This window comes from Lutibacter flavus (genome assembly GCF_900188355.1).
GTDB lineage: Bacteria > Bacteroidota > Bacteroidia > Flavobacteriales > Flavobacteriaceae > Lutibacter > Lutibacter flavus.
Genome location: NZ_FZNX01000005.1, coordinates 174,724 through 188,797 on the forward strand (window position 1 = coordinate 174,724; position 14,074 = coordinate 188,797).

At 30.1% G+C, this 14,074-nt stretch carries 7 protein-coding genes; 3 read left to right on the top strand and 4 right to left on the bottom strand.

Annotated features, from left to right (window positions below):
• Positions 1–5: 5 nt before the first annotated feature.
• The 4 genes from CHB63_RS14005 to CHB63_RS14020 form a co-directional block, all read right to left on the bottom strand.
• Positions 6–3,059 (bottom strand): SusC/RagA family TonB-linked outer membrane protein, encoded by a 3,054-nt coding sequence (locus tag CHB63_RS14005; protein WP_089379112.1) that lies wholly within the window; start codon positions 3,057–3,059, stop codon positions 6–8.
• 459 nt (positions 3,060–3,518) lie between these two features.
• The gene (locus tag CHB63_RS14010; protein ID WP_176420385.1) at positions 3,519–4,340 is read right to left on the bottom strand and encodes a glycoside hydrolase family 16 protein; all 822 of its coding nucleotides are present in this window, start codon (positions 4,338–4,340) and stop codon (positions 3,519–3,521) included.
• Between the two features lie 74 nt (positions 4,341–4,414).
• On the bottom strand, positions 4,415–5,389 hold the full coding sequence (locus tag CHB63_RS14015) for a hypothetical protein (protein ID WP_141107316.1): 975 nt from the start codon (positions 5,387–5,389) through the stop codon (positions 4,415–4,417).
• A 99-nt stretch (positions 5,390–5,488) separates the two neighbouring features.
• Positions 5,489–7,141, bottom strand: a complete 1,653-nt coding sequence (locus CHB63_RS14020; protein WP_089379115.1) for a beta-N-acetylhexosaminidase — start codon at positions 7,139–7,141, stop codon at positions 5,489–5,491.
• A 362-nt stretch (positions 7,142–7,503) separates the two neighbouring features.
• Between CHB63_RS14020 and CHB63_RS14025 the strand changes: the two genes are divergently transcribed.
• From CHB63_RS14025 to CHB63_RS14035, 3 genes are all read left to right on the top strand, one after another.
• Positions 7,504–11,472 (top strand): hybrid sensor histidine kinase/response regulator transcription factor, encoded by a 3,969-nt coding sequence (locus CHB63_RS14025; protein ID WP_176420387.1) that lies wholly within the window; start codon positions 7,504–7,506, stop codon positions 11,470–11,472.
• Positions 11,473–11,898: 426 nt separating this feature from the next.
• Positions 11,899–12,666 (top strand): hypothetical protein, encoded by a 768-nt coding sequence (locus CHB63_RS14030; RefSeq protein ID WP_245857001.1) that lies wholly within the window; start codon positions 11,899–11,901, stop codon positions 12,664–12,666.
• 634 nt (positions 12,667–13,300) lie between these two features.
• Complete coding sequence (locus CHB63_RS14035; protein ID WP_245857005.1) at positions 13,301–14,062, top strand: hypothetical protein; 762 nt, start codon at positions 13,301–13,303, stop codon at positions 14,060–14,062.
• Positions 14,063–14,074: the final 12 nt, after the last annotated feature.

Here is a 14,074-nt window from a genome sequence, read left to right on the forward strand (position 1 = left end):
ATATTTTATATTCCTATTTTTAATCCTAAGCTAAATGATCGTTGATACGGATAAGAATAGGCATCAAGACCTGAAGCTACATTAAGATTTGTTCCGCCATTCCCCTTTGAATTTACCTCTGGATCAAATCCTGAATAACTATCCCAAGTTAATAAATTTAACCCTGTAACATTGATTTGCAGACTAGTTAAACCTATTTTTTCTAATGTTTTAGAATTAAAATTATAAGCCAAGCTTATGTTTTTCATTCTAACATATGAAGCATCTTCAATAAAACGATCATTTACCCATCTATCCCCAGACCATAGCTTTTGTGGTAAAGTTCCTTCTAAATTATTAGGTGTCCAGCGTTCTTTTGCAATTTCTAAAGTATTGTATTGATATCCTATTATATTATTACCATTGATTTTATCAACACCTACTACTCCAGCAAAAAATGCAGATAAAGTGAAATTTTTATAGCTAACTGAATTATTAAAACCGAATGTGTATTTAGGATATCCATTCCCTAAAACTTCTTTGTCATCAGCACTAATTACTCCATCTCCATTAAGATCTTTAAACAAAGGATCTCCAGGTTGTGCATTTGGTTGTGGTTCATATACATCTCCAGGTTGTAATATCCCTAAAAATCTATAACCATAAATAGAATTAATCGGCAATCCTTCTTTTAATATTGTGTAAGATCCAAATACAGATCCATCAATTCTTGCTTGAGGTCCTTGCAAAAAGTCAATTCCTGCAGGTAAAATCAACTCTTTCACTTCATTTTCATTATAGGCAATTGAAAAATTAGAATTCCAATTAAGACCAGATTTGAAATTGTGATTAAAGTTCAAGTTTAATTCAATCCCACTGTTTTGAACTTCACCTGAATTGGTTAATATTGAACTAATACCATTTGAAGGCGGTAAGCTCTTTTGTAATAATAATTTTGAAGTATTATTTTTATAAGCGGCAATTTCCATAGTTAATTCATCATTGAAAAATCCCATTTCAAGACCAAGATCAATTTTCTGAGTTTCTTCCCATTGTAAATCGCTATTTCCCACTCTTGATGAAATTGTTCCCATATCTAAATTAGCTCCGTCTGTTGTCACGGGAGCCGATGCGGAAAATGTGCTTTGACCAAGACCTACTCTAAATCGATCACTACCAGTAATTCCATAACTAGCTCTCAATTTTAAAGTTGAGATAGCATCGCTTTTAAAAAAGTCTTCATTATTAACCTTCCATGCGACAGCTGCTGCTGGAAAATTTCCCCATTTATTACCAGCTCCAAATTTTGATGATCCATCTCTTCTGAAAGTAAAGGTAAATAGGTATTTATCATCGTAAGAATAATTAATTCTTGACAAATAAGATATAAGTTCCGTAGAAGAAACATATGAAACTGGGGTTAAAGGAGTAGCTCCCGATTGTAGGCTGTAGTATCCTAAAGCATCTGTTGTGAAATCTTTAGCCCCAGCCGAGAAATATTCATTATCGCTCCACTCATGAGTTGCCCCAAGTATTGCATTTATGGTATGTTTATCAATAACTTTATCAAAACTAAGAACATTTTCAAAAGTATAATATTTATACAAACCACTGTCTAAAGTTGCAGCACCAGGTTCTAATGATGAGGCTACTAAATTTGAATATGATGGTAAAAATCTTCTAACCTTTGAATTTGTAACTCGAACACCTCCTTGTGTTTTAAATTTAAAGTCTTTTGAAATAGAAAAATCTAAAAATGCATTAGCTAGAACAAAATAATTACTTGATTTATTATCTGCAATATCTATTGATTGCAATGGATTTCCTGGTTTAGAGTCACCTCCAAAAATCAAAATTTTATCTAAATCTGATAATGTACTCCAAGCTTCTGATGTTGGAACTATTGGATTTGCCCTAAAAATTCCTCTTAATATATTATCCTGTAAAGAATTTCCTGAAAAACCAAGAAAGTTAGTTTCAGTTGTTGAAAGTGAAGTATTGATACCAAACTTTAATTTACCATCTAATAAGTTTTGATCGGCATTCAAACGCACATTGTAACGGTCAAAAGACGTGTTTTTAACTACTCCATCCCATGAATAAGCACCAGCACTAAAGAAAAATTTAGTATCCTTTGAGCCGCCTTTAATTGATAATTGATGATCGCTTGTAGTTCCTGTTCTAAAGGCTTCATCCATCCAATTTGTTTGTAATCCTAATGCATCAATTCTAGCTATTGCCTCCTGTGAATAAGTTGGTTGAAAACCACTTAGAACGTCTGTTTCATTTTTTATATTGGCATAATCAGCTCCATTAAGAAAATCATAAGCATTAACATCCACCTCATGTGTAGAATAACTCCCTGAATATGATATTATTGATTTTCCTTCCTTTCCTCTTTTTGTAGTAACAACAACAACACCATTAGCACCTCTTGTACCATAAATTGCAGTTGCAGATGCATCCTTTAAAATATTAATAGATTCAATATCCGATGGATTAAGACTATTATCAAGGGATTCCATAGGAAACCCATCAACTACGTATAATGGACTGTTATTGCTGTTAACCGAATTATTACCTCTTATTCTAATTAACATTTCTCCTCCAGGTTCAGAACTAACTGTCGAAATTTGTACTCCTGGGGCTCTCCCTTGTATCAAATTTTCCACACCTGTCATAGGTCCCGTATTAAAATCCTTTGTTGAAAGCACACTAACTGATCCTGTTAAATCTTTCTTTTTAACACTACCATAACCTATTACAATTTCATCTAACTGACTTATATCTGACGTCAGCACTACATTTAGCGTCGTTTGAGTAGTTAATGTAATCTCCCTAGATTTATAACCTAAAAATGAAATTAAAAGAACATCACCACTGGAAGCATTAATAGAAAAATTTCCATTAAAATCAGTTGAAACTCCTTTTGAAACTCCTTTAATTAGAATTGTAGCTCCAGGAAGTGGAACCCCATCTGAATCAGAAACTGTTCCTTTCACTTCTTTCTGCTGTGCTTGAATGGCAAAAGTCACTCCAAACAATAGTAGAAATAAAAATTTAAAAATTCTTTTTTTCATAAGATAAAGTTTAATTAATATTATTTTAATATGTTAATAAGGGCCAGAATATTTAGGTGTTTACCTAAACTTTTAGCTTGAAGCTAAATTATATACAATCATAATAGTAGAGGTGAATATTTTCTGCAATATGGTATTACATATTAATAAATACGCTTTTTTTAGACTCTAATATCATATTTATATTAAATAATTGTCATTATTCATTAAAATCAAAATAATTTAAATGTAAATATTATTTTAAGAATATGGAATTATTTTAAATATGATACAATTAAAAAACTCTTAAGAGAATGGAAATATATAAATATTGATATTTATTTTTAGTTCTTTTAAGAATTGGATTACTTTTTAATAGAGAAATCAATAGAAATTAAGCATAACTTAATCACTTAATTTTAAGCCAAGAATAAACATTGTTAGTGTGTGAAGTTTGCTAAGTTTATTACAACTTTAAGCTTATTTATTTGGTTCAATAGTTTCTATTTTAACCCAATCAATAAGCATGGTATGGGTCCCTGACCAATTCAATGATCCAGTCCAATTCATTTGGCGAAATCCCATTATTACACCTGATGGGCCATCAGGAACCGGAGAATTTATTGTTTGTTGGAGTACATTATCGATATAAAAATCAATTCTGCCGTTCCTTTTATCCCCGCCAGGGAAATGGAGCCAATCAATGGTATAAGTATGGAAACGATCATCATTGAGAGAGAATTTTCTTCCATTACTATCAGCAACCGGCTTTTTAAAAGAAGCTTCTGGCATATAATCAGTTAGGCTTGAATTACTCCATGAATTAAAACGAGCATCCGTCCATCCATCAGGTGGGTCTGTTTGATGACCCACCTGTAAGGTACCTGTATCATCAGGCACAATTTCAATATCAATTTCGTCAAAAGTAGTGTCTTCATTGTATGTGAATATAAATCCACCCACTCCAGATACGGCAAGACCTTTTGCAAACATTTCCAGGCGATGGCCTGGTCCTATATTTTTGAATGATATGGTTTGAAAAGGAAATGTGTCATCGGTATCATTTTCAGTATCGGAATCAATTGTAATATAGGCATAACCATCTCCGGGCACAAAATCTTCCCATTTTTGTTGATTTGGATACATATCATTTACAAAAGACCATTCAAAACCAACATCTGATAAGGGCTTCCCTGGTTTATCAAACTCCTCAAACATGATGATTTGAGATTCAAATTCATTCGATATCTCCTTGTTGTTGGTGTCTTCATTCTTGCAACTTATAAATAACAGGAAGCACAAAATAGATGTGACATGAACTAAATGGCAATTGTATATTTTTAAATGATGATACATATTATTATTTCTTTAAATGCTCATTTTATAAATTTAAATCTATCTATATGGCTTAACAATATCTCTCTATTTTCATCTGAGCACTTTATCCATTTAGTAAACAAAAATCCATCTCCGCCTTCATTTTTCATAACTTCATCCCATTTTTCAATTCGCTCAAGATTATCGCCTGGAGCTACCCAAACCTCAAAGCCAAAATTTGTTAATCGTTGCACAAGATCTCTGTGCACCAAGTCATAATCCCACACCACATGTGTAATATCTTTAGGCAAATCTGGTTCGGCTGCCTTCATTTTATCCGCATGTACTTGTGCAATAACATCGCGATTCTCATAGGCGGTATCATTCCATACTATAGTCTGAAGCCCTTTATTTTTAAGGTAGTCATGAAAAAATTTAATGGTTTCCACATACTGGGTTAAGGATCTGTGGTGGTCCTCATCCATACCAATGTGAAAATAGTTATTAGGCTTACATACATTTATAATCTCATCCATTACCTCTAACGCAACCTTTCTGTAATCGTCTCGTTTGCTAACAAAATTAAGCTCATCCCAGTGAGGGTATAGCCATTTGTCATGCAAATTTCTTCCGCTTCTTGAAAAATTTAATTTAGGAATAAAGTCAATCCCCAATTCTCTGGCTCTATCTGCGAATTGTTTTAGGTCATCCATTGGGACACTGTAATTCCGAGTTAATTCCGGATGTGAATTATATATTACGCCATCTGCAATATCTAATATGACAGTATTAAATCCCGATTCTTTCATATTATTCAGAATTGCTAAACCTACCTCTAAAGAGAAAGGTGGCTCAGATTCTTTTCTTATGTTCCAAGAAGGATCGTAATGTGCCATGTGCAAAAGAAACGCTTTTACTTTTGGTTTTTCAAATAGATGAGCCTCCTTACTGCTTGATACTTGTTCGCCCTTAGAATTCAAAGTATTAAAACAAATCAGTGTAGAGAGCGTAAAAATCAGTATGAAGTATTTCATAATAGTTAGTAATTAATTGTTTTCTTAATCAGAATATTTTTTCATTTGAGTAGGTAGATAATATTAAGAATGCAGGTTATCTGAATTTTTAAGTTCTGATTATTTTTTCACCTCATCATTTACTACCGAGGAATCTGGAGCATAATAAATACTTCTTTGCTCCCAAATTTTTTGTAAACTCTTTAGTCTTAACTTAAAATTATCAAAATTTTTATTTTCTTTTTTGGTCCATCCAACTTCTGCATAAGCAGCTATTCTTGGAAATACTAAAAATTGCATTTCGCCATTTGTTGGAATCCATTCACTCCACATTTGACAGCCCAAACCAATTACCTTGTCGTAGTATTTAGGATCAAGATTATCTGGAATAGGATCGAAAGCATATGCTTTTGACAATGGCAGAGTCTTATAATTATAATCTAAGTAAGTGTTTGAATGTAAAGAATTTACAATTTCATAACCATTACTGGCAGCTTCTATTAGTAGCGATATATCGCCTTTCCAGAAATGAATAATTGTTCCCTTTGCCAATTCTTGACCCAACGCTATATTATCTTCAGATTCCTGATAAGAATGTAGCTGATGACCCATTATTTCGTTCCATCCCATCATATGTCTTCCTTTACTCTCCAAATATTTTGAAATTCTATTTGTAAAGAAAACCTGCAATTCAGCTGGCGTAGCCAATTTGTTTTCTTTCAAGTAGGTTTGCACAGTATCAGAATTTTTCCAATGAGTGTACTTTACTTCATCTCCACCTATATGGATTACTTTGGATGGAAATAAATCCATAACTTCATCAAGTACATCTGTTAGGAATTGATAAACTTTAGGATCGCTAATATCATATACTTCCTCACTAACACCAAATTTAATTGGTACTTCAATTTCTTTTTTAGTAGTGCCTAACCAAGAATAAGAAGCAATAGCGGCCGTTGCATGTCCAGGCATTTCAATTTCTGGCACTATGGTTATATGTCTTTCCGAAGCATATTTAACAATCTCTTTTATTTCATTTTGAGTATAAAAACCGCTATGTGATTCAGCAGATTGAATAGGGCTATCCCAAAGTAAAGGCCCAACTTGGGTGCTTGCTCTAGTGGAGCCAATTTCTGTAAGCAATGGGTATTTTTTAATTTCTATCCTCCATCCCTGATCATCTACCAAATGCCAATGAAAAACGTTCATTTTTAATCGAGCCATTTCATCTAAAAGCATTTTCACCTGTTTCATTCCTTTAAAATATCTGGCTTCATCAAGCATAAATGCACGCCAAGAAAATCTTGGGGCATCTTTAATTTTAACTTTAGGAATGTTAATAGATGTGCCTTCTAATAGAGATGAACCAAAGCTTTCCGGAAATAATTGCTTTAAACTTTGAATTCCATAAAACCAACCAGTATTAGTGGAAGCTATAATTTGTATACCATTTTTAGATACGTCAAGTTCGTAGCTCTCTTTTTCAAGTTCTGAGTTTTGCTTAAATATGATACTTCCAGAATGCTGTTTATTTGATTGAACAGTTACTATTTTACTACCTAACCCATTTTGAATAAATTCTTGTAATATGATTGCTTCATGCTTGCTTTCAGCCAAATACAAAATCTCTGTTTGACTATTAATTGTAAAAACACCTTTTCCAATAATGAGCTCTTGTGGCTGTGGAATAATATTAATATTGGATTGTGCTAATAAGTTTGAAACTGCCATTAGATAAAAGATACCTATCAGGGATATGTATTTGATTTTCATGTTATTGTTATTTATTTGATTAATCGTGGTTTTGAAAACTAATTTGCACACACAACATAGAATTCTCTTAACAATATTACATTCAATCTTATTACAATAGGTAAATATTTTCTGCAATAACGTATGATATATTAGTAAAATACCATTTTATAGCAACTCAAATAGAAATAAATGTTAAAATAGTATTAATAATTTGTGAACTCAAAAGAATAAGTCATATTATTGCGAAATAATTGTTTTCTTCAAAAATGACAAAATCATATTTAATTTTCCTATTCATTATAATTAATATCATTAATTTAAGAAGTCAGAATAATGTTAATTTTTCACATTTGTCTCCCAAAACAGATAGTGGGTACCGGATGATAAAAAACACGGTTGAGGACCGTTTAGGGTATGTCTGGATGTCACAAGATACAGGAATTTTAAAATTTGATGGTTATGAATATTGGTTTGATTCGATTGATTCTATTTTTAATAAAAAAGAAATTAAAGATGCCATAGAAAGAATAGAAATAGATTCAAAAGGAAATATCTTAATTCTTTCGAGAAATGGATTACTTGCCAGAAGAGAAATCAATGGAAATTATACTCAACTAAATTACTTGTTTTCTGAATCAGATAAGATTGTTTTAGTTAATAAAATCTTTACAATTAAAAATCAAGTTTGGTTGACAGATTATTTAGGAACCATTTACCTAGAAAATAAAATCACTTCTAAATTTGATAGCATTACAACTATTCCAAATATTAAATTCACTAAAACTGAAATAGTAGATTTTGAAATTACAAAAAATAACGATCTTATAATAAGCACAAATATTGGAGTACTTTATAAATATTCAAAAGCTAAAGATAAATTACATGAAATAAAAGGCCCCTTTAATAAATATCCTGGTATCCTTTATCTAACCTTAGGAAAAAATGATGATTTATGGATTGGTTCAGAATACATGGGTTTATTTCAATATAATCAGGCTGAAAATAAATTCATTCAACATTCATATTATCAAGATAATGTGGATATTTTAGCTAAGGATATGATATTGGCTCTTTATTGTGATAGTGAAGGGATTGTTTGGGCAGGCTCAGATGGAGAAGGGTTATATCGTATTAATCCGAGTAACGGAGAAATAATGCTTTTTAAACATAATTCTTTTGATCAATACGCTCTAAGCAGTAATTCTATTATTAACATAAATGAAGATTCCAATAATAACTTATGGGTAATCACAAATTATGGAGACATTAATATACTCCCAAATTATGAAAATAATATTTATCATCATAAAGGTTCCATAAAAAATATATCAGCAAGAGTATTGTCAGTTTTTAAAGATTCCAATAATAATCTTTGGATAGGAACAGATGGTAAAGGATTGACAAAAACAAACCTTACAACAGGTAGTGAAAATCAATTTTTAAATATTAAAAACTCTCTCGAAGGTGATTATATTCAATCAATTATAGAAGATGAAAATGGTAATATCTGGATTGGTTCTTATAAAAATGGATTATGGTTTTATAACTCAAAAACAAAGGGTATTTCTAAAATACCGATTTCTAACTCTAAAGGAATTCAAGCCACCGACGTTTTAACAATATTTAATGATTCAAAAGGCAGAATTTGGGCGGGGTCTGATATTGGTTTATACCTTTATAATTCTAAAAAAGAAAAAATAGCCTCTTTTCCCTTTGATGAGAAGGGACTTTTTGGTGATTTGGTTAGGTGCATTGTTGAGGATTCCGATAACAATATTTGGATAGGTATGGATAGAGGTGGTCTTTTTAAATTTAATGAAAAGCAAATCTTTGTAGATTCCAATTTTCAAAGATTTCAATATGCCAAAGAAATCAATCAAGTAGCTGAAGATTATTCAATTACTTCTATGGCAGCTGATACTAAAAAAGGAATTTGGATAGTAAATTCTCTAGGCGAACTTTTTTATTATAACACTATTAATCAAATATTTAAAGAATATAAGGACTATGAATCTTTTAAAAATGTTACTTTCCAAACTGTATTAATGGAAGATGAAAATAACCTTTGGCTAAGCTCTACTCATGGTCTATGGAATTATAATATTAAGGATTCAATCATAAAAAACTATTATAGGACAGATGGCTTTCAGAACGATTATTATATTAAGAGGAGTGCCTTTAAAGACAAGTCTGGTTTTCTTTATTTTGGCGGCATGAATGGTGTGAATGGCTTTAATCCTAATGATATTTCAAAAGTTCCTATCATTTCTCAGCTACACATAAATTCAATTGAAGTCCTTAACAAATCAGCATCCTCATTAATTCCAGAACAAGTTAAAAATGGGATAGAACAAGTAAAACGGTTAGACTTAAACTATAATCAATCATCATTTTCCTTTCGTTTTTCCTCAATAGGAACTATTTTAAATTCGAATTATTTTTATGCCTACAGATTGAAAGGTTTTAATGATGAATGGAAAATTACTCAAAATGAGCGAATAGCTACTTATACTAATATTCCTCCGGGGGATTACACTTTTGAAGTAAAAGCGGCAACTAAAAATGGAAATTGGGATATTCCGGTAAAAACCATCCAAATTAAAGTTCACCCTCCAATTTGGAACCACCCTTTAGCATATTTATTATATTTCATTATGTTCTGTGTTGTCATTTATAGTATTTATAGATGGGTTAAGCTTAGAAAAAATTTACTTCTACAAAAATTAAAAAATAACCAAGAAAAAGAAATCTATGCTGAGAAAATGAACTTTTTTTCAAAAATGTCTCATGAAATTCAGACACCATTAACCTTAATTTTAAGCCCTATTGAAAAAATGCTTACAAATTCAGAGGAAAAGGGAGATTTATTATTAACCCAACGATTAAAAATTATATCCAATAATGCAAAACGCCTTTCAAGGATTGCCAATGAACTCACAACAATTAGAAATAAGGAAATAGGTCAATTAAAGTTAAAAGTTTCTAAAAAGGATATTATAAAAGAAATAAAAGAGATTGCTGAATCATTTACTGAGCAGGCACGATTTAAAAAAATTGATTTTGAGCAAAAGAATTTTGAGGAATCATTTAAATTGTGGTTTGATATTGAACTCTTTGAACATATTATTTATAATCTACTTTCAAATGCATTTAAATTCACTCCACGTGAAGGGAAAATCAAGCTTGAAACAAAATTAAATATCGAAAAAAGTATGTTTATGATTTCAATTGCGGATTCTGGACTTGGAATTTCAAAAGAAGAACATGCCAATGTTTTTAAATTATTTTATAGAACTAATAAAGGGAAAAAATTTAGAGGAACTGGAATTGGATTGGCACTTGTAAAAGAATTGATTGATCTTCATAAAGGGAAAATAATTATTAATTCCGAACGAAATAAAGGTACAGAATTCATTGTGTATTTACCTTTGAATAAATCAAAATATTCTAAAAAAGAAATAGTTAATTGTGAAAAAAAACCAATTAGCGAATTAAAAACAAGCTTAAAACAACCGCTTGAGTTAGCTCAAATTGAAAATTCAAAATATAGTAAATCAACACTTTTAATTGTAGAAGATAATTTTGAAATGCAAAATTTTTTACATGATATATTTCGTAATAATTATAAAATACTTTTGGCTGACAATGGAGCTGAAGGACTAGCTATTGCCAAAAAAGAGCAGCCAAATATTATAATTTCTGACATTTCAATGCCAATTATGAATGGTTTGGAAATGTGTGAAAACCTACAAAATAATAATGAAACTTCTCACATACCAATAATATTGTTAACTGCAAAAAATACAACCGAAACTAAATTAAAAGGATTGGAATATGGTGCAATTGAATTTATTAGAAAACCATTTGACATTAAAGAACTGCAGTTAAAAACTCATAATATTTTGGCATCACATGAGAAGGCTTTTTCTAATTTTACTTCTCAGTACATTAGCACTCCTGAACAAAGTAATTCAAAATCAAAAGATATCCTCTTTTTGGAAAAATTAATTGGAATCTTAAATTCTGAATTAGGAAATGCTGAATTCAAATTAGAAAACCTTTCTGAAACATTGAATATGAGTTATTCATCTCTTTATAGGAAATGTCAAAATTTAACAGGAAAAACAATAGTTGATTTATTTCGGTTAATGCGTCTGAAAAAAGCTGCTATTTTAATTTGTAAAGATGGCTATTCAATTTCAGAAGCCTGTTTTGAAGTTGGTTTTAATGATCCTAAGTACTTTTCAAAATCTTTTAAAGTACATTTCAAAAAAACACCAACTAATTTTAAAAAAGAAGCTGAAAATTCGGATTTAGATTCTTTTTTAACCAAATATGAACTAATATAAAATTTGAAATATTATTGATACCTCCTGTTTTCTTGCAATCATATAGAAAGTGCTTTTCCAAACATGCCACTTTTCATGACGAAAAATTTGATTTACAAAAAATATTTTTTTCTATTTTAAAATAATTACTAAAGAAATAAAATATATCTCTATAAAAGCTATTCATAATTATCTATCCAAATCATTATTTCAATATTTGGAGAACATGTAAAATAATATCAAATTAACTCAAATTACACGGTACTGGTTAATATTAAATTCTACAAGAATTAATAATAGATACAAACTCACTAATATGCCCTACCATATTGCAGAAAATATCCACCTGTCTTAATGCTATATTTATACTTTTGTAAAGAAAATTACAGCTTAATTTTACTTAAGTTTAATTTTTAAATTTTATACTAATTTATAGGATATAGCAAAATGAAAAATATTATAATTTATAATCAACCAAATAAAACTTCTAATCTGAAAAATTTAATCAGATTTTTTGGGTTTGTAATTTTTGCATTGTCTGTTCCCGGTTGCTCATACAATACATATAGTATAGTTGAATTTGAAAAACCAATTAAATACATTAATGATTATACCCGTTGGGATTTTGAAACACTTTACGGATGGGTTGATGGTTCCCAAAACATGAACGAAGTAATTAATTATAATGGGAATGGAGTCTTAAACATTTATACCAGAGCCAATACTTGGGATCGACCAAAAATCAGGACTAAAGATAGAATATACAATACAGGAAAATACTCCTGGAGAGTTTTTGTTCCAGAAATGGGCGTTGGAGATATGACAAGTATAGGAGCTTTTCTCTATTTTGATGAATCACACGAATTGGATTTTGAAATTGGTTATGGAACGTCTGCTGTTCGCCAAAATCTAAATGCAACAATTGATGATTTGATTGTATATACTACTTCACAAGGTAATCCATACAATACTGCTAAGCATAAAATAAAGAGAAATCAATGGTACACTTTAGAGATTGAATTACTAGTTGTAAATGGAAAATATCAAGCAGTATGGTCTATTGATAATTCTGAATTGGTTCGATTAGATCTTTCATATGGTAGCTCAATTCCTTTTTATATTTTTTGTAGTGTAGAAAACTTAACTTTTTTAGGAGATCATATACCACATCAAGATAACTATGCGCTTTTTGATTATGTAGAATTCTCTAAATGATAAAACTCCTAGTTTCAATAATCCATTTTTAGACACAACCTTGATGATCCAAAAAAATATTTAAAATAATTTCATTATCGGACCGTAATATATTCTTTAATAAAATATTTTAAACATTGGTTTAAACAAGCGATCTACGATGTAATAGAGAAGTAGGATCCAAGCAAATATAATTTTATTAAAATTCTCTTATAGAAACAAATTCACCTATCATTAGTGAGGTAAATAAGCAAGCAAATTACACTAAAAGGAAGAATTGGAAACTTGTTAAATAGTTGACTCCTTAGTTGCACTATAGAATTCATAAAATAAAATGGATAATTTATGGCTAATGTAGCCGTAATTCAAAAGAACAAGCCTATTCTGGCTGTAGTTTATAAACTGTTTAGTAAAAAATAAACCAACTTATTTTTAGGAAAGTATATCGCATTTTAAAACCAACGCTAAGTGTGCATAATTCAAATTAATATTAAATTCTATAAGAGTCAATAAAATAAGAATTTTACTAATATGACCTACTATATCGCAGAAAACACCCACCTATTTTAAGGAGGTTATTTATAGGTTTGTAGAGGACATTACAAGCTAATCACTCGTTAAGTTTTCTAATTTAATATTCATAAATTATTACAAAATGAAAAATATTTTAATCTATAAACAAATAAATAAAATTTCTAATCTGAAAAATCTAATTCAGTTTTTTGGGCTTACTATTTTCGCACTAACTCTATTTGGATGTTCATCTGATAATGACGAAATTCAAGAACCAATTGAAATTCCTAATTATTATAATTTTTGGGATTTTGAAACGCTTGATGGGTGGGTTGATGGTTCACAAAACATGAATGGAATAATAAATTATAATATAAATGATGGTGTTTTAAATATTTTTACAAGGGCTAATACTTGGGATAGACCAAAAGTAAGAACCGTGGATAAAATATACAAGAAGGGGAAATACTCTTGGAGAGTTTTTGTTCCTGAAATGGGTGTTGGAGATATGGCAAGTATTGGAGCTTTTCTCTATTTTGATGAAACTCATGAATTGGATTTTGAGATTGGTTATGGAACAACTGCTGTACGTCAAAGTCTAGATGCAACTGATGATGATTTGATTGTATATATGACATCACAAGACAATCCTTTTCAGTCTATTCCACATAAAATAAAAAGAAATCAGTGGTATACTTTACAGATTGAGCTATTAATTGTAAATGGGAAATACCAAGCAGTTTGGTATATCAATAATAATGAATTAGTTCGTTTAGATCTTGAGTATGATGGTTCTATTCCTTTTTATATTTTTTGTAGTGTAGAAAACTTAACTTTTTTAGGAGATCATAACCCAAACCAAGATAACTATGCTTTATTTGATTATGTAGAAATTGCTGAATGATGAAATTTGTTT

Excerpts from the sequence above, each read along its gene's own strand:
- CHB63_RS14015 (WP_141107316.1), bottom strand. The coding sequence starts at position 5,389 with ATGAAATACTTCATACTGATTTTTACGCTCTCTACACTGATTTGTTTT.
- CHB63_RS14020 (WP_089379115.1), bottom strand. The coding sequence starts at position 7,141 with ATGAAAATCAAATACATATCCCTGATAGGTATCTTTTATCTAATGGCA.
- CHB63_RS14025 (WP_176420387.1), top strand. The coding sequence starts at position 7,504 with ATGATAAAAAACACGGTTGAGGACCGTTTAGGGTATGTCTGGATGTCA.
- CHB63_RS14030 (WP_245857001.1), top strand. The coding sequence starts at position 11,899 with ATGAAAAATATTATAATTTATAATCAACCAAATAAAACTTCTAATCTG.
- CHB63_RS14035 (WP_245857005.1), top strand. The coding sequence starts at position 13,301 with ATGAAAAATATTTTAATCTATAAACAAATAAATAAAATTTCTAATCTG.
- CHB63_RS14005 (WP_089379112.1), bottom strand. The coding sequence starts at position 3,059 with ATGAAAAAAAGAATTTTTAAATTTTTATTTCTACTATTGTTTGGAGTG.